An 18449-nucleotide genomic window follows, 5' to 3' on the forward strand; every position below is an offset into this window, starting at 1 on the left:
CAAGGTTCTGTTGGCGGGTGTCAAACTGGCTCCCGCAGGTCAACATTTCCTTACAGCATCGGCCCTCAGTTCGCCAAGACGCGTTGCGACGGGAAGGATATTTCAACCAGCGTTCCCTCGTTCGGCGCGGAGCTGATGCCGAACTGAGCCCGGTTCGCCTCGGCCATCGCCTTCGTCAGCGGCAGGCCGAGGCCGGTACCCTCGCCACGCTTGCGCCCGCCGGTCGTTACCTGCCTGAAAGGCTTCATCGCCTGGTCGAGTTCGTTGCGCGTCATGCCGATTCCCGTGTCGCGGATCCGCAGGATGACGCTGCCGTTCGTCTCGTAGGAAGTCGACACGACGATCTGCCCGCCGGACGGCGTGAAGCGGATGGCGTTCGCCAGGATGTTGAGCGCAATCTGCTTGATCGACCGGCCGTCGGCCACGACCTCCGGCACCGAGCCGGAGAGCGAGGTGCGGATGATCACGCGTTGGCTGTTGGCCTGCGGCTGCACCAGCGATACCGCTTCGGAAACCGCGTCGTTGAGGTCGACGGCGCTGAAATCGAGTTCCATCTCGCCCGCCTCGATCTTCGAGATGTCGAGCAGGTCGTTGACGATGTCGAGCACATGCCGACCCGACCGGCCGATGTCGCCGGCATATTCGATGTAGCGCGGATTGCCGATCGGCCCGAAATGCTCGCTCGCCATCATGTCGGAAAAGCCGATGATGGCGTTGAGCGGCGTGCGGATCTCGTGGCTCACCCTTGCCAAAAACTCGGTCTTGTGGGCGTTCGCGGTCTCGGCGGAGCGTTTGGCGTTGCGCAGTTCCTCCTCGGTCCGCTTCCACTGGGTGATGTCGCGGATGACGGCGCAATAGCCGTTGGAGGAGGAGAGCCGCCCGATGGTCATGAACAGCGGAATGAAGCCGCCACCCGCCTCTCGGCCGATCACTTCCCGGCCATCGTTGAGCACGCTTGCCACACCATGTCCGGAAAGGCCGTGGAGGTAGTCGATCACCGCCTTCTGGCTCTCATGGGCGAAGAGGGCGGCAAACGGCTTTCCGCGCATCTCGTCTTCGTCATAGTTGAAGAGCGCGCTTGCCGAGCGGTTCATCGTGCGAACGTCGCCGTCGTGCCCGAGGACCACCACGCCGTCGGTGGCCGTTTCGAGGATCGAGCGCAGCTCGTCGATTTCCATCCGCAACCGCGCTTCGCCTCCCGCCGAGGCGTCCGCACCGGCCGAAGGCGTATCGGCGGCGCGCGCGGCTGCCGGAGCCAAGGCGAGCATCAGTGCGCTTCTCCCCTCCCACTGGATCGAATGGAGATGGGCGCTGACCGGTGCAAGCTGACCATTGGCGCGCACCAGGGTCATCGTCCCGTCCGACTCACGCTCTCCGGATTCGGTACCATAGGCGAAGAGGGCTTCCAGCCCTCCCTCCTGCTGGAAGGCCTCGAGCTTCGGATAGCCGGTCAGCCGCAGAAATTCTGGATTGGCGTGCAGCAGTTCGTCGCCGTGATGAATGATAAGGGCGACGGGCAGCCGGTCGAGGATTTCGCTGCTCATGCCGACGCCGCCGCGCGGGGCAGGGGGCGCCTCGTCGCCGGCCCCGGGCATCATCTCCTCCTGCCGCGCGGCAGTAATCTCTTCCGGCGACAGGCTTTCCATGTCGGGAGCGGCTTCGGCCGGGGACGCCGCGTCAACTGGACGCTTCTCCTCCTCGTCCGCCGCAGCCGGCGGCGTCGTCTCGTCGAAATGGGCGCCAAGCTGCCGCGCGATCTCGCGGAAGGCCGCCTGTTCGCCGCGCGTCAGCACCCCGGAAGCCCCTGGCCGGCGCTCGTCGAGATCGATGACCTTGTCGGAAGGCTGTCGTGCCGGCGTGTCTACAATGCGAAGGGCGGGCCGCTCGCCGGCAAAGGGGTCCTCCGCCGAAGACGGTTCGGGCTCGCTCGGCGGGAAATCGGTTCCGTCGGACGCGCGGGACGCCGCTTCCGTCTGATCTCGGTCGGCGTCCGGTCCGCCAGGCGCGTCCTCAGCCCGTGCTTCGACAGGCATGTCCTTGTGCCCGGGCGTGTCGGTATGGCCGAGCGACAGCCCACTCGCTTTTTCGTCTTCAACCGCATCGGCGATCCTCACGATGCCGAAGCCGCGAAAGCCGTCGAACTCGCGCGAACGGGAATAGGTCGGCAGTGCTGCGAGATCGACCGGCACCTTGAGGCTCGTCCCCTCGATCGGCCATAGGATGGTCTTGCCGGACCAAGTGTCGCGCCGATGCAGAAGCGCGTTGATCTTGTCGTCGGGATCGAGCTCGTAGCGAGCCGCAAGCTCGACGAAGGTCAGGCCGACCACGTCGGCCGATTTCGGGCCGACGGCGGCTGCGAATTCCTCGGAGATTTCGCTGAAGCGTCCCTGCGCGTCGATTTTCCACACGAAGCGGACGGCCCGGCTGCCCGGCGTGAAGGCAAAGCCCGACGCCGCAGCCGCGGCACTGTCGGCATCTGATGTTGCCACTTCCGGCGCGGGCTCGGGGGCCTCGGCGCTTGGCGCCGGTCCTGCCGCTTCGTCGCTGGGCTGGAGAACCCCGCCCTGTTCTTCATCGAGGCCCGGCATATCGGTCGCGGCTGGATCTGTAGTCGGCTCGGCTTCGGAAACATCTCCTTGCACCGGTGTTTCGACAGGCTCGTCCAGTGTGGTCGGCGAAGGCTGCTCGGTCTCGACTTCCGGCGCTGCTGCGTCGATCGCGTCGGGCTCGTCCTTCGCGGTCGCTTCCCCGGCATCCGGCGCTTCGAGCGTGGTTTCCACGGCAAAGAGAAGATGGAGGGCCGGGTGATCGGAAATCTTGCCGATGGCGGCGGGCAATTGCCCCTTCTCGGTCGCGACGAGGCGCTTGATCAGCCGGTCCTTTTCGCGCGCCACCGCCGAGACGAGCGTCCGCCGGATCTCGCCCGACAACCCCAAATGCTCGAATCCGGGCGATCGGGCGACGATGTCGCCATCGTCGTCGAGCACGGCCATGTGCGTGTCCGGTCCGTCCAACCCGGCGATCATCGCGGCGGCGCGTTCTTCCGCCGAAAGCGCCTTGCCGTTGTGCGGGGCGGTGAAGAGAACGGCCTCCTCGCCCGGCCGGATGCGGATCATTTCCACGGTCGCGTTGAGCGGCAGCCTGCGGAAGCCGGCCGCTATCCGGATCAACAGCTGGCGACGGTCGCCAACGGCGGCAAGCTGCTCTGCGGCAGCACGCAACTGGCGCAGAGAAAGATCGTTGGCGCTCAAGGCGCTGTCGATGAAATCGTAGACCGATGCGACGCCGAACAGCTTGGCGCCCTGGTCGTTTGCCCACAGGACGCGCGCCAGATCCTTCGAAAAGAGAACCGCCGCATCCCCCCGGGCAAAATGCTCCCGCACCCGTGCATGCACGGCAATGTCGATGAAAGGATACTGTCTCGCGGGCATGGGCAGGCCTATTGACGGGTCTCTACAGTGCCATACGCCGACGCAAGGGACGTCGCCGTAGCACTTTGAATTCCTTCATGCTTAGTTCCTTGATCGTCTCCGATCCAAGGAACACGCGGTATCGCGTTAACGTTCTATTAATACCCGGCGCTCCTGCGAGGGTCCAGCGACGGCTCCCTTTCCGCCCCGCCTTTCGCCGCGCAAGGTTAATGGGATTTGTGCACTGCACAATTTTGTTGCAATGCACAAAGATATCGACTATAAGACCGTCATCACCCACTGAGGCGCCTCTGAAGAGGGCCACACCAAGGAGCGCATACCATGGCTACCAAGAAGACCGAAGACGCATTCGCCCTTTCCTTTGACCCGGCCAAGTTTACCGACAGCTTCCGCGATTTCGCCGAAAAGGGCGCCGCGCAGTCGAAGGACGCCTATGCCAAGATGAAGACCGCCGCCGAAGAGGCAACGAAGACCGTCGAAGCGACGCTCGAAAGCGCCCAGTCCGGCTCCGTCGAGCTCGGCCTCAAGGCCATCAACGCGCTGCGCACCAATGCTGAGAACTCCCTCTCGCACATGGAAGCGCTGCTCGGCGTGAAGTCGCTGTCCGAACTCGTCGAACTGCAGACCGCTTTTATCCGCAAGCAGGCTGAACTGGCCGTCGAGCAGGCGAAGACGATGCAGGAAGCCACCCGCAAGGTCGCCGAGGACGTCGCCAAGCCCGGCAAGGAAGCCGCCGAAAAGGTCGTTTCCACCTTCAAGAAAGCCTGATCGGTCCAGCCGCGATCGTTCAAAATTGCTCTACAGCGCCGTGCGTCTTATCAGACGCACGGCGCTGTAGCATTTTGAATTGCTGCATATTCTTTTCCTTGAATCGGCGACGATTTAAGGAAACATGCAGCAGGGACCGGGTGCTTGCCATCCGGTCTTTTTGCTTGATAATCTCAAGTTAAGGCTTGCATATCGGCTGAAGTGACCGTATGTGAGCCGCCAACGCGACCATCCAAGCGATTTGGGGTCGCGCCCCGAGTGCGGTTGTAGCTCAGTTGGTTAGAGCGCAGGTTTGTGGCACCTGAGGTCGGTGGTTCGAGACCACCCAACCGTACCATTTTCCCCTAGGGAAATCAGCCACTTACGAGAATTAGAGGAAGCTAAAGTCTTCTAAATTCGAGCCATTCCGACCCGCCATACCGTCACCATACCAATCGTCATAGCCCAGAGAGCGCCTGCGTTTGTCCACAGATTTGGGCTGAACTGATTCCTAGAACAGCAGCGGTGGTACGATACCGAGCCAATCTGAGCACGTATTTCTGCAAGATTCGACTTCGCGCTCAGAATGCAAAGCCGGTCTGATAGGCTCCCTTGTCGAGCCGGACGACACCGAGAAGAGTCCATTGCTTCGGGCGCTTCGCCAGCGTCCCCAGGATGAAGACGATACCCTTCTCGACGTATTCGCCTTCGTATTTCTCCTTCAGCATTTGAAGCGTACGTGCCTCTCCGTAGGACTGGCGCCACTTCCAGAACGCGGTATGCGTCTCCCAGTCGCCACACTGGTGAGTGTGGCGTACGCCTGACTGATCCGTGTAGCTGAAAGCGAGCATATGCGGCGTGGGTTCGAACGGCTCAACCTCCTGGTCGAGCATATTCGCCTGCCGGGCAGACCGCTCATACGCTGCAGCCTCCTGCTGTATGGCAGTCGCAGGTTTGGGGCGGTGGATGAAGCGGACCTGCTGTGGGCGGATTGCGGTCAGGGATCGACCTAGTTCGGCAGCGGCTTCCATTGTTGGCGTGATCAGCGGTTCGAGCAGGTGCCGTTTCTCATCCGATGCACACTTCCCGATGTTTTTGATGGTGCCCTGTAGCACCTTGCAGCTTTCGGCCCGCTTGTCCTGCGAATTAGGCACGTAGTCGAATGCGACCTTGTCCCAACGACCGAAAGTCTCTCCGCCATGCCGGTACCGGATGGGATAGAGCCGCTTCCATTCACCGTCAGCGGTGATGCCGGCGCAGCAAACCGTCTCAGAGTGCCCGGTGCTCGGCCGTGGCAGAGCCTTTACTAGGATTGTGACCTGGCAGCTTTTCCGGGTTGCGCTCATACCTGTCTTTCTTGTCAACGAATAAGTCGAAAGAAATCAAGTCATAATCTCTAAGTTGAGTCGCCACAATCTGCCGATGACAGGTGCTAGGATCCCGCTCGTAGCACATCAGGCAGGTCAATTTTGCCTTCGCAACATCTGCAACATCGCGAACGGCCTGTTGCGCTGCTTCCGTCGCTAGATGCTCACCGAAGACTTTCCGGAATGTCACGAAGTCGCCGGCACGGGCGGCCTCTCGACCCGGCTTGGGGTCGCCAAGGTCCTTGGCATGAATGTACCGGATTCCGTGCTCCTCCAGTCGCGCAGCAAGGCCGTTTTTGGAAAAGCCTTTCTTCCGGGAGACAGTGACCGCTCGGACATCGACTAGAACCTCGACACCCGCGACTTCGAGGGTTTTGACGAAATCATCGATCGTTGAGCCTTCGTAGCCGATCGTCATCAAGCTCGTCATGTGCATTCCTTTCGACCCCGAAGCATGGAGAAGGTATCTATCGCCGACGGGACTTGCCCGAGAGTTAATTTTCGATGACCTTTACGGTGAAGATATGAAGATGCAAGGACCGACGCCGCGTCTCCGGTCGACAACCGTCGCATGCTCGCAGCATCCCCGCGACCTGTCTATCTTCTTATCTTCTCAGACTCGGCTTGACTCGCGAACGGGCGAGAACAAAATAGGAACAAATTCGTTGACTAGTATAACATTCCTATGGAGATCGCCTATGTCCCAGCAGCTTGCCCTCCATATCGCAGCGGAAGAAGCCGGCACCCAATCGACCGAATCCGTCGACCTCGCCGTGTCTGTGCTCAAAGCCCACGATGGCGATGCGATTGCTGCCATCCGATCTCTGCTCCTCGACGCCGATTTCCTGCGAGACCAGTTGTGGATCGCGAGCAGTCTGATGTCTAAAGGCATCTCCCGGGGATGGAAGCCCCAATACGAGCGCGTAGAGCAATGAAACACCGTCGAGGCATCGATCTCGTCAAGGAAGTCGCCGACACCGGATATACCGTCAGCGAAGGCAGCCGCAGGGGAGCCGGGTCTACGGAATATCTGTATCGCGTCGAGGTCTGGAGCGATCCACCCGAAGCTGGCGGCGAGCTGCTGGAGACGATATCCAGATCCACGGACCACTCGGTAAGCTGTGCGGCGCTGAAGGCGGCAATCCGGCAGCGACCTGGCAAAGTGCTGATCCATCTGAACGGTCGCTTCAAGATGTCGGCCGAGAAAGCACCGGATCTACCTCTCCCGGAGCATCTGCGGCCGCTCGGGCGGAGGGGGCGGCCGCAGTCTTCAAATCGTATGATGTCGACCGTATGACGCTCTCGCAGCTCGAGGACTGGTATGTCCTCGGCGGCAAGTGCGCGGCGTGCACGCATAAGGGTTTCGTCGATCGCTGGGAGCTGGCGCGGCGCGTCGGTAAGCACGCCGTCATCGCGGCTCTCATGCCCCGGCTGCGGTGCACGGCTTGCGGCAACAAGGGCGACAATACGTGGGTGACGGGCAGGATCAAGCGATAGCGATCGCACTCTCTTAACCTCGCCGGCAGAATTGGGGCTCACAGCGAGTCAGGGTCCGTATAGCGTCGCCTCCCGTGATCAACAGGAGGTGCCGCGTATGACGATCTTCACATCCCGCGACCCCGCAGGCCGCGCCTGCTTGGAACTCGGTCTCCTGACCGCCGGCATCGTATCCTCTATGGCAGACGCGCACGCTGCTGGTCGCCAGGCTGCCGAGGAGCGCGCCGAACGCCGCGCAGCCTACCAGTACGCATGCGAGGTGTCGGAAGCCCGTGGTCGCGCTGACGATCTTGGCCGCGTCGCTATGCGTGCGGTTCGCCACGTGGCTTCGCTTGAAGCAGAAGTCCGCCGTCTTCGCACCGCTCTCGAGCAGCGCCAGGCACACATCGACCGCCTCCGCGGAGTTGCAGCATGAGCATGATCCCAGACTTGTCCGACGAAGGCCTCGTGAAGCAGTTTGGGGATGTATTGTTCGAAATTCCCGAGCTTTGGGAAGCGTTGCGGCGCTTCGAACTAGAAAGCCGTCCGACATCGCTATCGGGCGGCTTCAATATCAGGAGCAACTCGATTTCAGTGCAGCGTGGCGGGGGTATGCTTCGGCTGCAGGTTCGGAATTCCGGGGGCATGATATAGCTCCCTTTGGACTTGCCGGAACAACGCCGCGATCTGCTGCCGCTTCCACTCTTCTTCATCCTCTGCGCTCGGGATCGCATAGATCTCGGGCGCTTCTGTTTCCGCAGCCGCCTTAGGGTAGCTCGGCAGCACCTCCCGCCGCTCGAGGCTACGCGCGCAGCCGCCCTTCGTTGACATCGCTAGCTTGCTGAGAGCTTCGTCGGATAGCCGCAGGAGCCAATCTTGCTGGCCGAAATCGAGCGCCGACAGATCCATCGTCGCGCGGCCGGCAACGTCGGCCTTGGCGTATGCGCGGACGATCTCCGCAGGAGACATCTCGCGCGTGATAGCATCGACGGCGGCTTCCTGTTCCTGTGCGAGCTGCTTCGCGTCTTCGACGTCTTCTTTCCGGATGTTTTGGAATCCTTGGGTGCTTGGTGGCGTGAGCATGCCGAGCCACCGCAGTAGCGGCGCGAAGATGGCTGCCAGCAGCGCGAATGCGGCCTCAATCCAAGTCATCGGATTCAGCCAGTTCCAAGCCGATTTCTTTTTCTTTTCCATGACGACACCTCCTTGTTCGTGAGAGCAGGATTTCGCCGGCGGCCAAAAGCGACAAACGGCCGAAAACCTCATGGAAAAATCCGTTGACACTTCTCGGAAAAACCGAAGGTCGTTAACCTAAGTAATTGTTGACAATAAATTTTTCGGATTTTCACTCTTGCCTGTATCGGCCGACGGATACAGCATTGTCATATCAGCAGCACTGAGGCGCTAAGACAAGGAGATCTGAAATGACTACCGTGACACTTTACAAGACGCATTCCGGTTTCGCGAATGTCGCTGACGATTGGTCGCTCGACGGAGGTGACGCAAACGAGTTCCGCGGCGACTACAGTCAGGACTTCGTACTGCCCGCTCGCGTAACTCTGGGCAAGACCATTTTTGGATCCCCGGCGCTCTTCGACGGGGAAGGCGAATATGTTCACCTCAGCATCAATAAAGGCGGTCAGCCGATCGTATTGGTCGGTTTCGACTGGCACGCCCTACAAGCCGCCTGACGATGGCTCCATTGGCCGGAGCCGAAACCTTCCTCCGGGAGGTTGCGGTAGCCAAAATCACCAGATGACAACGACGGCCGCGGGAACGCACCAAAACCAACAGAGAGAATCCGAAATGGAACTACAAATCGACGTCGAGCTGCCGCAGGAAGTGCAGCCGACCTACCACCTCACGATCGGCGAGATCACCGCGCACTATCGCGATGTCATGTCCGTCCTGGACGCGCACGGCATCTCGCAGGAGCAAGCGGCGGCCGCTCTTGGCCTGTCGCCGACGACGCTGACAGCCTATGGCCGCGGATACGGCACGGCTGCGCACCGCACGATTCCCGCGGCCACACTAGACCGACTCCGAGATATTGCCGTCGACGGGTACTGGCGCGCGGCTGCGGCCCCGTATCGTGCTGAGGTTGCCGGCGACGACAAGCCCCTATATTGCGTACCGATCTGGCATGCGGTGGACAACTGGGGACTCCTCAAGGCCCGTCACCCTCATCCTCTCCGCGCGCTCGAAGTTGCCGACAAATGCGGCGGCTGGGTGCGGGTTGGATGGTCGGCGGATCCGCTCACGGAAAAGCTGCCGCCGATCGATGACCGCGCAGCTATCCGGAGCCGTTGGCGCAAGTCGGCAAGGCGGATCTACCAGGCTTTCGGCGCTGATGTCGAAGACGCGGCTGCGCTCCTATGCGGCATCGCAGACTGCTGCCGCTACAGCCTCTGGCAATACAGGACCGAATATGGGCCGTGGAAGCTGCAGGTTTCTCTGTCGCAGGTGCTCAAGCTGGAGGCGGCGTGCCGTGATCTGGAGGGCGGCGATGAAATCCGACCATACGAATCCGACGTGCGCAGGGCCATGGCCGACCTGGAGGATTTTTGACGATGGCGCGCGTAATGAGAGACGCAACCGTCGAAGCGACGGCGAACAAGATTTTCAGGTCATGCGGCGCGTCATGGACATCATTCGACGAGTTCAGTCATCACCACCATTGGGAGTCGGTCGTCAATGCGTGGGCGGCAGGAGCCACTCGCTCGCTGACAGACGAAGACCGTCATGCCCTCGTAGAGCGACTGCAGATCATCGATGCTGACTGGATCACAAATAAGCGCGGCGAATGACGAGAACGGCAAAAGCAGCGGCGAAGCGTGCCGCATACGATGAGGCGATGGCAGCGCAGACGGAGAAGCCAAAGGCCTCGAAAGCGCGCTGGGTCAAGCACACGTGGGATGAGAAAACCGACAGCTTGAAGACGCACTACTGGCCGGCAGCGTTCCCCGGTGCGAAAGGCTGGCACCGCGAAGGCAGCCTGGACGAGATCGAACAGCGCGAGAATGCCGGGCAGCGTAGCCTATTTTAGTGAACGAGGAGACATATTGAAACCCACAGAGGCTGGGAGGTGATCCCGGCCTTAGTCGTTGTGGTTGCATCTGTCGTCGTGTTAAACGTGCTAAAGGGACAGGCTTGGGGAGCGACTATGGATCCGCGACTAGAGTTGGATGAGCGGCTGGATCGGCTTGAGCGAGGCCAGGTGCCGTTCGTCGAAAGCTATCGAGAAACTGTTCTCGAGCCGCAGCCGCTCGGCAAGCCACACGAGCGCGAGATCATCGTCGTCCGGATCGACAAGTCAAAGCTGAAGTTCTACTCAGCTCTGGTCGTCTTCGTAATCCTGGGATTCGTCATCGCCGTTGTGTCGGCATTGAGAGAATGAAGTCTCAGAAACCCCCACCGCACCTCGTCTATGGCAATCCGGATGCGATGCAAGCGCGGTTCGGCCTGCCCACGAGAGCTCGTATTACATCGCCGGGATAATCGTATTCGCCGCCGCGATCGAATATCACCTCGAACGGTACATCTGGCGTATCAACAACATCGATCCGAAGGGACAACGTCCTAAGACAGACGGAAAACCAGTATCTGATTGGATCCGGACGCTCTCAGCTTATGCTGCTACATTGCCCGAAGCCGACGGCAGGATGATGTTGGAGACGTGGTGCAAGGCCGCCGAGTCTGCTTTCAAGATCCGCCACGACATCGCTCATGGAGTTCCGGTGAACGCGGAAGGGGCCGTTGCGTTCAACCGAAATCCGAGATGGCATGGAGAGTTGAGGTCGCGAGAGCACACCGACTTTTGGGCTGATGAGCCCGTTTTGAAGCTTGTCCGCGACTCAATGGCCGTCCTTGTTCGTATGATTTCGGAACTTCAGAATGGGCACATCTCTACAGATGACGTTTCATCTGCTGACATGAGGATGAAGGCGCTGAGGAGCGCTGCCTCGATCCTGGGAGACCCAAGTTTCGAGAAATACTGATCACTTAGGCTGTACCAGACGCCGGACTGCAGCGAGCTTCGTCCTGCAATCCTCACCGGCTGCGGCAGCTTCACGAGGTACTGGGCGACATCATGCTGCGACAACCATGTGGATCCGGCGACGGGTTGCCGCCCTGGAAATGTAGGCGTTCGCCGCGCGCCGCCACGACTTGATCTCGGCGGTGTCTGCTTTCATGCCGTCGATTTCCGTCTTCATCGCAGTCTGCGCGCCGAGGAAAGTGTCGATCTTCGTTTCCAAACGGACTTGCCCGCGGATCAACAAAGCAGCTCTACTCACTGACGAGCGATAAGCTCTCCAGGGTGTCGGGAAAGAGCGCTTTTCTAAGACGAACGACAAGATCCTTTCCATTGCTCACATCAACGCTTGCGGTTTCAAGTAGCGTCTCCTGGCCTGATATATGAAACCGCGCATGGACCCCCTCGGCGTCGCCGAGTGCCTCGTGATGAGGGTAAAGCAGCGTCAGCCGAGGTGCTTTGTAAAGGTGGGCGTAAGCCATCATCTGGTAAACATCTGACTGGGAAACGCCTTGCTTCGGATCATCGATCCGAGCGGATATCCGCTTCCATTTTGTGTCGATGACATGAGCCACCTGTCGGTCGCGACAGATCAGGATATCGGGCTTAGTCTGGAACACAGCGCTTTGGTCCTCGAGGGAGGTTAAGCAAAAAAGACGCCCCCCTTGCAGCGTCACCTGGAAGTCGGTCCCGGCCAGGGCGCGCGTAACCAGTCGGCCGACATACTCTTCGAAAAGCGCGTTCATCTCGAACAGCAACGCGGTACCTTTCCCCGAACCGCTACTGGTTGTTTGGTGCCGGTTCCGAAGAAACAGTTGTGCCATCCCGAACAGTTCCTGCCACGCGCGGTTTGTCCGGTCGATGACAACCTGCCCCCAGTTCAGGGCCGGTGTCGGTACCTCCGCAATATCGGCATAAACGAACGCCAGTTCACGAAGACGCTGCAGGTTGGCTGCGCTGCGCGACATTTTGGACAGGTGCCCGACGGCCGCTTTCATGATGCGGTTAAGCGCGATGTCTTCCGACAGCTCATCGAAGCGACAGGCAAGACGCCCGGGGTTCGCCGCGTGGCACGTGAACTGACGCGGAAGATCCAGCGTGCCGCGCAGGGCTGTCAGGTCATCCTCTTGGCCGACGTAACGACGTGGCATGCCGCGACGGACCGCCTCAGTCAGCTTATCGCAAAAGATTCGGATCAGGATTTCGAGAAGCGTTTCGCGCTGCCAGTCAAGTTCCGTGATGCGTCCTGTCTCGATCTTCAGATTGAGTGCCACCGCGAGCATATGGACAAGGCGCTTGCGAATGACCGCTTTCTCGCGCTCGGGATCCGCGTCCGGTGTGACGTCGATTTTTGGAAGGATCTCGAGACTGCAGCCCTGCGCCGTAAGTACACCGACCACGCCGCGGGCCCGCAGTTCGTGCCGTCTATCCTCTAGTACTCCGGTACCGCCGCGGCCAGCGAAAGTCGAAGTCTTGGCCAGCGCAACCAGCCGAGCAGCAAGTTCCGGCGCAATGGAGCCTTCCCCATCGCCATGGGGCAGCGCCTCCCACTCGCGAAGGGTGTAGGATGGCATCAGGACGCAAACTCCGAGAAATCGAACTGACCGTTCACGCGCCAACGCAGCTTTTCGCCGGCGAAATCATCCTCGGCGATGCCCGCAGGCGCGGCAAGTCGCCGTGCCTCGAGAAAGCGCGGCTGGCCTTGTCCCGTGTCACCGAGAACGGCCGCAACCTTGGACCAGTCCTCGTAAAAATACTCGGCCAGCAGCGGGATGATCTTGTGACGCATTATCTCTTCGACATCGTCGCGGGTTTTGCAGCCGGTGAAATAGGCGTGCCCGATCTGATGCTCGCGGTCGAAGATATACTCGATGCGATCGTTGATCGTGGTGAGGAGCTTCTGCAGGTTGATCCCGCCCACATTCGTCGAGAGGACTGACGGGTCGGGCATTAACTCGCGGAATGCGAAACGGCGGCGCAGCGCTGTATCGAGCAGCGCAATCGACCGGTCTGCGGTGTTCATCGTGCCGATGATGTGGAGGTTTGCCGGCACGCCGAACGGTTTCTTCGAATAGGGCAACACCACGCGTATTTCATTCTGCTTCCCGAGCCGCTTATCAGGCTCCAGAAGCGTGATCAGCTCGCCAAAGACCTTCGATATATTTGCCCGATTGATCTCGTCGATAATGAGGACGTGGTCTCGCGCAGACTCGCTTTCTCGAGGTGCCCCATCACCGAAAACGATTGCTTCCAAGGTGTCCCAGTCGATCAGTGACTGGTTAAGCTTGTAGACGGCATGACGTCTGAAGGGGGTCGGGTAGAACCGGCTGCGATCAGTCCCGGCATCGTCGCGCCAAAGCCACTCCACGAGACGGCGGTGCGGATGAAACGAGGCGCCTGCATCGTAGTAATATTCGCCGCTCACTCTGCCAAATGCCTGAACCCGGTCTCGACCATCGGAAACGACCACATAGTCGCCCACCTGCATGTCTGATCTGAACGAGAACGTGATCACGACGTTCCCATCGTGCCCGGTTGCCTCAGGATCCTTCTTCGACCGCCATTCTGAGAAGATCTCCTTGAAGTCGTCGAAGCGCTCGTCTGACCAGTCGATGTCTCCACCCCAACCGACATGGATTAGATTGTGGTCCAGACCAAAGCGGATCCTCTTACGTTCATCCTCGACCTGCCGATTTCCGAGTGCGACCTTGAACACGCGGCCGGATCGGTCCAGTCGCCCCGACGTGTCGCTAGGCCTTCGATCAAGTCTGGCGCGCTCGCTTACGCGTTTGAAAACACCATCGTGGGGTTTCAGGCGGAAGCCTGTGCCGACGTCGATTTCCTCCGGCCCTTCACCGGTATCGTCGCCCGTGCTCGGCCGCAGGCCTTCGACGAATTCCTCGTAGGACATGGATTGGTGGAAGGTCACGAATTCTATTCGTTCCTCGCTCACCAGGCGCCTGTACTCGGCCATCAAAGCCTCACGCTTCTCATTACCCTGGAGCGCGGCCGCGGCCTGCTCGCCCAGACAAAGCCGAACCGCCTCCCATGCTGTCTCGTAGGTTTTACCCGTTCCTGGTGGTCCATAGAGGATCAGATTGGTTACCGAAGGCATTGATGTCGTTGTTGCTTCTTCCACGGTGCCAGCCTCCGCTTGCGATCCAAGTATGTAGGTGAAAATCGTCGAGCTGCTGGGGTTCGGCTCCGTATAGGTTGGAGCTGACACCCCGGCCAACTGCTGAAACTTCTCGCCACCGAGCGCCTGGCAGATGTTTGGAAAGGCATCCTGCAGCCCCATGGCTGCGGCGAGATCGCCGGCGCGTATGGAAACATTGGGCGCGCCTCGTTCCCGGGCTGGTTCGATGTAGTAGTTCAGAGCGCACAACCTGATGCGGTCGGCGCCGCGCATGAGGTGATCGTAGTGTTCGGGCGGCGAAACAGGTTTGTCACTACTATCCACGATGATGAGACCCGCATTGTGAAGTTGCGCGGCCGCATCAGCTTTCTGGCCCCAACCACCATTCAGTTCGGTTTTCTTTAGGATGTAGCCGACGAGCGGTTTGGTCGGATATATGCGGTCTTCGCGTTCGCGCGTGGATCGAACCCAGTAGTCCCGCGGGTTTCCAAATTGGCTGAAGATGCCTCCGCCTTCGCCCTTCAGGCGATACTGGTCAAAAGCATCCATCGCCCGTTCGACTGCATGACGCGAGATGATACCGGCGACATCACCCGCTGTTCCGTGCGTTGGAATGCCCAAAGCCTCCGCGAGCTCTGGATCAAGTTCGTAGCGGACAAGCTTCTCGGCACCGAACTTTAAGTAGTTCACTTGCCCTCCAGCGAACGCCTGGCAGCGAGCGGCAAGGTCGTCAATCAACATGGCTCGTGCAACTTCAAGCCATTCCTCAGTGTGAATGGCATCTGCCGCGCGGTTGCTCGCGCCCTTGGGCTTGATCTTGAAAACCGATCGACCACTGCCACCGTCTCTGACCGGGCGATAGGGCGCGCCTTCGGCGTCATAAAAGACAAGGCGACGCGTATCTGTAAGCTTACTCATTGTATGTTCCTCAACGCATGTAGCGTATTCACCAGCCGCATCTGCTCAACCGTGTCGCATTTCGCCTCGCGCAACCGCGGGGCGCCGAAGACTAGCGCCAGTCCCTTGGCGCGCGAGACCGCCACGTTGATGCGGTTCAGCGAGAACAGAAATTCCATCCCGCGCGATGTTTCCTCGATCGAAGACGCGGTCATCGACACGAGACAGACCGGCGCTTCTTGTCCCTGGAACTTGTCCACTGTGCCGACCCGAATGCCATCGCGCAGCGCATCGCGCAGGGCGTTCACTTGCGCGTTGTAGGGCGCAACGACGACAATGTCGGATTGGCGCATCGGGCGGCAGGTGCCGTCCTTGTCCGTCCAAGAACCCTTGAGCAGATCGTCGGTTGCAGTCTGGATGGCGGCGACCTCTTCGGGAGAGATTTGCACATTACCCTCATGCGGCACGGGCACCCAGAACGCCCCCGCCTCCGGGAACGACGTCTCGGTCAAGGCTTGCCGTGCAGTGTCGGCATGGTTGGTCAGCCGCCCTTCATATACCTGATCCGAGATGAAGCGGCACACATCCGGGTGCATCCGGCGCGATACGGGAAGAAAGATGCCCCGGTCGGGTGGCACGGTTGCGTGGTCGCCCAGCATCCACTCGAGGCAGGACAGGTCAGCGGGCTCGGGATGTGCGCCCTGAATGACCTGCGGCAACTGGCGGGGATCGCCCACCAGCACGATGTTGCGCGCGGCCCGTCCCATAGCGGCCATGTTGGCAAGGCCGACCTGTCCGGCCTCATCCAGGAAGAGCCAGTCGAAGGCCTGCACATTCTCGTCCCGGGCGAAAAAGAAAGCGGTGCCGCCCACCACGTGTCCGCCACCTGCCGCCTCGCCGTTGTCGGTGGTGCGGCGGATGGGGCAATCGTCTTGGTAGCCGTCATCGCTGCCCGAGACTTTGTGGACCAGATCAAGAATGACCGGGAGATCCTCGTCTTCGAGCGCGCTCAGGCAGCCCATCAACACATTGCGGATGGCCTCGTGACTGTTAGAAGCCACCCCGACCCGCGCGCCGCGCCGTACCAGCGACAGGATTGCTCGCGCGGTTACATAGGTCTTACCGGTTCCGGGTGGCCCCTGGATCGGCAGCACGGTTCCGTCCATCGCACCCACGGCCGCCACCGTGCCGACGACCGGATCGGCGCCACCGAGCAAGTCAGCGCTGGGGCCGGTGGTTAGTCGCGGGGCCGCGCGTGATAGGAGGTCGCCGACAGCCCGGTAGACGCGCGGGCCGCACTGGTCGGCGATGACGTCGCGCAAGGCGCTCGCTATCACGGCGGTATCCAGCGGCCAATCCGGGTGCAACGTCAGCCGGTCGGTCAGCAGATGATCCTTGCCCGGCCCGGCCTTCACCGTGATCTCCCGCGCCTTCCGGTCTAGCACCTCGATACTGACGCTCGCGGGCGGTCCGTCGAATACCGGCACGGTCGCCTTCTTGCCAAGCCGCAGCTTGGTTTCCTGTGGCGGAAAACGGTAGCTGCGCGCGAAAGATCGCTTGACAGGTTTCGCGGGGCCAATGGCCTCGAGTCCGGCCAGCGCGTCCAGGTCGTCGATCAGGTCCTCCTCATCCTTGCCGACGCTGTCGAACACTGCCCATTGCGCGGGCTTAACCTCACGCCTGTGGAAAAGACCGAGGTTGAACAGCATCTCCTGCCGATCCATGGCCAGTCCGGAGGTGGTAAGGGTCGCGCGCAGGGCCTGCGTTTCCGCATCTTCCTCGGCCTCCTTGAAGCCTGCATCCTGGCCCAGCACGGGCCACGGTCCTACCGGCCGGATGCCAACGAGCCAGTCCCGCAGTTCCTCTGTCGAGATGCAATCAATGCGGTTGTAATCTTCGATCTCATCGAGGATGTGCTGGTCGCCCGTCTCACGCCAGCGTTCATAGGCCACGACCGAACCGCCCGCGGTCTTGACCTCACCCTCGCGCTTGCGGCCGTAGAAGGCCTCCATCGACTTGATCGAATAGTTGGCCTCGGATCCGATCAGCCCGCCGCGCACGACGGCGAAGAGGTCGACGAAGCGCCGCTCGCGCAGCAAGCGGTCGAGGAAAGCCTCACCGATCCCGTATTTCGTGGTTAGCCGCCGAAGCGCGGTGATCTCGTAGGCGGCATAATGATAGATCCGCGCGTCGGGATAAGTCTCGAGCCGCGCCCGGAAGAAGGCGAGGAGATCGGACAGCGCTCGCGCCTCGGCGTTGTGATCATGGGCCCAAAACGCACGGAATTCTCCGTCGCACCAGACACCGTGGAGGTATTCGAGGCCGCCCTCGTAGTGTGGGTCGCCCTCGATGTCATAGAAGATATCGCCGGGGCGCGGCTCGGGTAGCAGGCCGAAGCCCTTGCCGGGCTCGGGCGCGCGCAGCTCAAAGGCAGGCTCCCCCGTCTTGCGGGCGTGTTGCAGTCGCGCTTGGGTGACGAGGCGCAGGCGGGTGTTTTCCGCCATGCCGCGGACAGGGCGGTTGAGGTCGGCCAGCACCGCCATCGTGCTGATCCCGGCCGCCTCGAGCTTCTTCACCTGACCGCGGCTGATGTTGGCGACGTTAAACAGGCTGTCCTCGGCCTGCCAGACGCTTTCGCAATGCGATGCCCAGCGGCACAGGCCACAATCGGCGCGAGGGATGGGGCGCGTTGGAGGCGGCTCGGCCACGAAGGCCTCGAGCCGGACCCGCGCCGCCCGCGCGTAGTGAGCGTAGTCAGTGAGCCTCAGTGTCGCGCGCTCGCCTGTGCCGAGTTCGACATGTGCGAATTCGGGCGCCACGCCCTGAATTTCGGTCAGTAGGTCGGAGTAAAGAACCAGTTGCAGAACGTGCTTGGGATGCGGGCGGCGCTTCAGCTTGGTGTCGACCACCTCGTAACTGAAAGGGCCAATGGCTGACGGACGCTCGACCCGCTCCAGGAAATCCGACCAGCCGCCCCAGTTGCCCGAAAGGAACGCCCCCTGGAACACCACGTCGACCCCGTCGGCGAGGGCTTTGTGGGTCAGTGTGGCGTCGCGGGCCAGATCACTGCGTGAGATCTCGACGACGCCCTTGCCGCTCGCCTTCAGCCGCTGAAGATGCGCCGCTTCATGAGCATCGCCCTGCTTCTGCAAGAGAACAGTATCCTCGCTGTCCTCGCCCGGCTCGGGGCCTTCGCCCCTCAGCCGCATCAGTTCCAGCGTTGTCGCATGGTCACATCCCATGAAACGCATCAGGTCGGTCGCCGAAAAGAGGATTTTGTCCCGAAACTTCCGCATGGGCTCCTGCAATCCCAGATGAGCGCAACCCAAGGCAGAATCGTCTCATTGGGTCGCAGCTTCTTC

The 18449-nt window shown here is 60.9% G+C and carries 19 protein-coding genes and 1 tRNA gene; 12 read left to right on the top strand and 8 right to left on the bottom strand.

Annotated elements, in window-relative coordinates; all coding sequences use genetic code 11:
- Window positions 1-65 precede the first annotated feature (65 nt).
- The gene (locus tag N181_RS14845) at window positions 66-3431 is read right to left on the bottom strand and encodes a PAS domain S-box protein (RefSeq protein WP_037395241.1); all 3366 of its coding nucleotides are present in this window, start codon (window positions 3429-3431) and stop codon (window positions 66-68) included.
- A gap of 321 nt (window positions 3432-3752) precedes the next feature.
- Between N181_RS14845 and N181_RS14850 the strand changes: the two genes are divergently transcribed.
- A complete protein-coding gene (locus N181_RS14850; RefSeq protein ID WP_014327400.1) occupies window positions 3753-4199 on the top strand; it encodes a phasin in 447 nt (148 codons plus the stop codon).
- Between the two features lie 260 nt (window positions 4200-4459).
- Window positions 4460-4536 (top strand) — tRNA-His (locus N181_RS14855).
- A gap of 223 nt (window positions 4537-4759) precedes the next feature.
- On the opposite strand, the gene N181_RS14860 is transcribed toward N181_RS14855, so the two are convergent.
- Together N181_RS14860 and N181_RS14865 are read right to left on the bottom strand one after the other, a co-directional pair.
- Entirely contained in the window at window positions 4760-5524 is a 765-nt protein-coding gene (locus N181_RS14860; protein ID WP_141322112.1) for a hypothetical protein, read from the bottom strand.
- Window positions 5448-5975, bottom strand: coding sequence for a DUF488 domain-containing protein (locus tag N181_RS14865; protein WP_060563531.1), 528 nt, complete (start codon window positions 5973-5975; stop codon window positions 5448-5450). Before N181_RS14865 ends, N181_RS14860 begins: the two co-directional genes overlap by 77 nt.
- Before the next feature lie 268 nt (window positions 5976-6243).
- Between N181_RS14865 and N181_RS14870 the strand changes: the two genes are divergently transcribed.
- The 4 genes from N181_RS14870 (at window position 6244) to N181_RS14885 (ending at window position 7457) form a co-directional block, all read left to right on the top strand.
- Window positions 6244-6480 (top strand): hypothetical protein, encoded by a 237-nt coding sequence (locus N181_RS14870; protein ID WP_060563462.1) that lies wholly within the window; start codon window positions 6244-6246, stop codon window positions 6478-6480.
- Window positions 6477-6842 carry a hypothetical protein gene (locus tag N181_RS14875; RefSeq protein ID WP_060563464.1) on the top strand — a complete coding sequence of 122 codons (366 nt, stop codon included), beginning with the start codon at window positions 6477-6479 and terminating at the stop codon, window positions 6840-6842. The genes N181_RS14870 and N181_RS14875 overlap by 4 nt, the downstream gene beginning before the upstream one ends.
- Window positions 6839-7042: a hypothetical protein gene (locus tag N181_RS14880; protein WP_060563466.1), complete on the top strand. Its 204-nt coding sequence runs from the start codon at window positions 6839-6841 to the stop codon at window positions 7040-7042. The genes N181_RS14875 and N181_RS14880 overlap by 4 nt, the downstream gene beginning before the upstream one ends.
- Before the next feature lie 97 nt (window positions 7043-7139).
- Window positions 7140-7457, top strand: coding sequence for a hypothetical protein (locus tag N181_RS14885; protein WP_060563468.1), 318 nt, complete (start codon window positions 7140-7142; stop codon window positions 7455-7457).
- A gap of 155 nt (window positions 7458-7612) precedes the next feature.
- Here the strand turns inward: N181_RS14885 and N181_RS14890 are convergent, their stop codons facing one another.
- The gene (locus tag N181_RS14890; protein ID WP_060563470.1) at window positions 7613-8215 is read right to left on the bottom strand and encodes a hypothetical protein; all 603 of its coding nucleotides are present in this window, start codon (window positions 8213-8215) and stop codon (window positions 7613-7615) included.
- 230 nt (window positions 8216-8445) lie between these two features.
- On the opposite strand from N181_RS14890, the gene N181_RS14895 reads away from it, so the two are divergent.
- From N181_RS14895 to N181_RS14920, 6 genes are all read left to right on the top strand, one after another.
- Window positions 8446-8712, top strand: coding sequence for a hypothetical protein (locus tag N181_RS14895; RefSeq protein ID WP_060563472.1), 267 nt, complete (start codon window positions 8446-8448; stop codon window positions 8710-8712).
- Window positions 8713-8827: 115 nt separating this feature from the next.
- On the top strand, window positions 8828-9589 hold the full coding sequence (locus N181_RS14900) for a helix-turn-helix domain-containing protein (protein ID WP_060563474.1): 762 nt from the start codon (window positions 8828-8830) through the stop codon (window positions 9587-9589).
- Between the two features lie 2 nt (window positions 9590-9591).
- Window positions 9592-9828, top strand: coding sequence for a hypothetical protein (locus tag N181_RS14905; protein WP_060563475.1), 237 nt, complete (start codon window positions 9592-9594; stop codon window positions 9826-9828).
- On the top strand, window positions 9825-10067 hold the full coding sequence (locus N181_RS14910) for a hypothetical protein (protein ID WP_060563477.1): 243 nt from the start codon (window positions 9825-9827) through the stop codon (window positions 10065-10067). The genes N181_RS14905 and N181_RS14910 overlap by 4 nt, the downstream gene beginning before the upstream one ends.
- A 117-nt stretch (window positions 10068-10184) precedes the next feature.
- Window positions 10185-10418 (top strand): hypothetical protein, encoded by a 234-nt coding sequence (locus N181_RS14915; protein WP_060563478.1) that lies wholly within the window; start codon window positions 10185-10187, stop codon window positions 10416-10418.
- A 244-nt stretch (window positions 10419-10662) separates the two neighbouring features.
- On the top strand, window positions 10663-11019 hold the full coding sequence (locus N181_RS14920; RefSeq protein WP_141322108.1) for a hypothetical protein: 357 nt from the start codon (window positions 10663-10665) through the stop codon (window positions 11017-11019).
- 90 nt (window positions 11020-11109) lie between these two features.
- Here N181_RS14920 and N181_RS35205 read toward each other — a convergent pair whose 3' ends face one another.
- The 4 genes from N181_RS35205 to N181_RS14935 all read right to left on the bottom strand — a co-directional run bounded on the left by N181_RS35205 (window position 11110) and on the right by N181_RS14935 (window position 18383).
- Window positions 11110-11235, bottom strand: a complete 126-nt coding sequence (locus tag N181_RS35205) for a hypothetical protein (protein ID WP_272951049.1) — start codon at window positions 11233-11235, stop codon at window positions 11110-11112.
- Between the two features lie 73 nt (window positions 11236-11308).
- A complete protein-coding gene (locus N181_RS14925; protein ID WP_060563481.1) occupies window positions 11309-12628 on the bottom strand; it encodes an McrC family protein in 1320 nt (439 codons plus the stop codon).
- Complete coding sequence (locus N181_RS14930; RefSeq protein WP_060563483.1) at window positions 12628-15108, bottom strand: AAA family ATPase; 2481 nt, start codon at window positions 15106-15108, stop codon at window positions 12628-12630. The genes N181_RS14925 and N181_RS14930 overlap by 1 nt, the downstream gene beginning before the upstream one ends.
- Entirely contained in the window at window positions 15105-18383 is a 3279-nt protein-coding gene (locus N181_RS14935; protein WP_060563485.1) for a TM0106 family RecB-like putative nuclease, read from the bottom strand. The genes N181_RS14930 and N181_RS14935 overlap by 4 nt, the downstream gene beginning before the upstream one ends.
- Window positions 18384-18449: the final 66 nt, after the last annotated feature.

This window comes from Sinorhizobium fredii USDA 205 (assembly GCF_001461695.1).
GTDB lineage: Bacteria > Pseudomonadota > Alphaproteobacteria > Rhizobiales > Rhizobiaceae > Sinorhizobium > Sinorhizobium fredii.

Excerpts from the sequence above, each read along its gene's own strand:
- N181_RS14845 (WP_037395241.1), bottom strand. The coding sequence starts at position 3,431 with ATGCCCGCGAGACAGTATCCTTTCATCGACATTGCCGTGCATGCACGG.
- N181_RS14850 (WP_014327400.1), top strand. The coding sequence starts at position 3,753 with ATGGCTACCAAGAAGACCGAAGACGCATTCGCCCTTTCCTTTGACCCG.
- N181_RS14860 (WP_141322112.1), bottom strand. The coding sequence starts at position 5,524 with ATGAGCGCAACCCGGAAAAGCTGCCAGGTCACAATCCTAGTAAAGGCT.
- N181_RS14865 (WP_060563531.1), bottom strand. The coding sequence starts at position 5,975 with ATGACGAGCTTGATGACGATCGGCTACGAAGGCTCAACGATCGATGAT.
- N181_RS14870 (WP_060563462.1), top strand. The coding sequence starts at position 6,244 with ATGTCCCAGCAGCTTGCCCTCCATATCGCAGCGGAAGAAGCCGGCACC.
- N181_RS14875 (WP_060563464.1), top strand. The coding sequence starts at position 6,477 with ATGAAACACCGTCGAGGCATCGATCTCGTCAAGGAAGTCGCCGACACC.
- N181_RS14880 (WP_060563466.1), top strand. The coding sequence starts at position 6,839 with ATGACGCTCTCGCAGCTCGAGGACTGGTATGTCCTCGGCGGCAAGTGC.
- N181_RS14885 (WP_060563468.1), top strand. The coding sequence starts at position 7,140 with ATGACGATCTTCACATCCCGCGACCCCGCAGGCCGCGCCTGCTTGGAA.
- N181_RS14890 (WP_060563470.1), bottom strand. The coding sequence starts at position 8,215 with ATGGAAAAGAAAAAGAAATCGGCTTGGAACTGGCTGAATCCGATGACT.
- N181_RS14895 (WP_060563472.1), top strand. The coding sequence starts at position 8,446 with ATGACTACCGTGACACTTTACAAGACGCATTCCGGTTTCGCGAATGTC.
- N181_RS14900 (WP_060563474.1), top strand. The coding sequence starts at position 8,828 with ATGGAACTACAAATCGACGTCGAGCTGCCGCAGGAAGTGCAGCCGACC.
- N181_RS14905 (WP_060563475.1), top strand. The coding sequence starts at position 9,592 with ATGGCGCGCGTAATGAGAGACGCAACCGTCGAAGCGACGGCGAACAAG.
- N181_RS14910 (WP_060563477.1), top strand. The coding sequence starts at position 9,825 with ATGACGAGAACGGCAAAAGCAGCGGCGAAGCGTGCCGCATACGATGAG.
- N181_RS14915 (WP_060563478.1), top strand. The coding sequence starts at position 10,185 with ATGGATCCGCGACTAGAGTTGGATGAGCGGCTGGATCGGCTTGAGCGA.
- N181_RS35205 (WP_272951049.1), bottom strand. The coding sequence starts at position 11,235 with ATGAAGACGGAAATCGACGGCATGAAAGCAGACACCGCCGAGATCAAG.
- N181_RS14925 (WP_060563481.1), bottom strand. The coding sequence starts at position 12,628 with ATGCCATCCTACACCCTTCGCGAGTGGGAGGCGCTGCCCCATGGCGAT.
- N181_RS14930 (WP_060563483.1), bottom strand. The coding sequence starts at position 15,108 with ATGAGTAAGCTTACAGATACGCGTCGCCTTGTCTTTTATGACGCCGAA.
- N181_RS14935 (WP_060563485.1), bottom strand. The coding sequence starts at position 18,383 with ATGCGGAAGTTTCGGGACAAAATCCTCTTTTCGGCGACCGACCTGATG.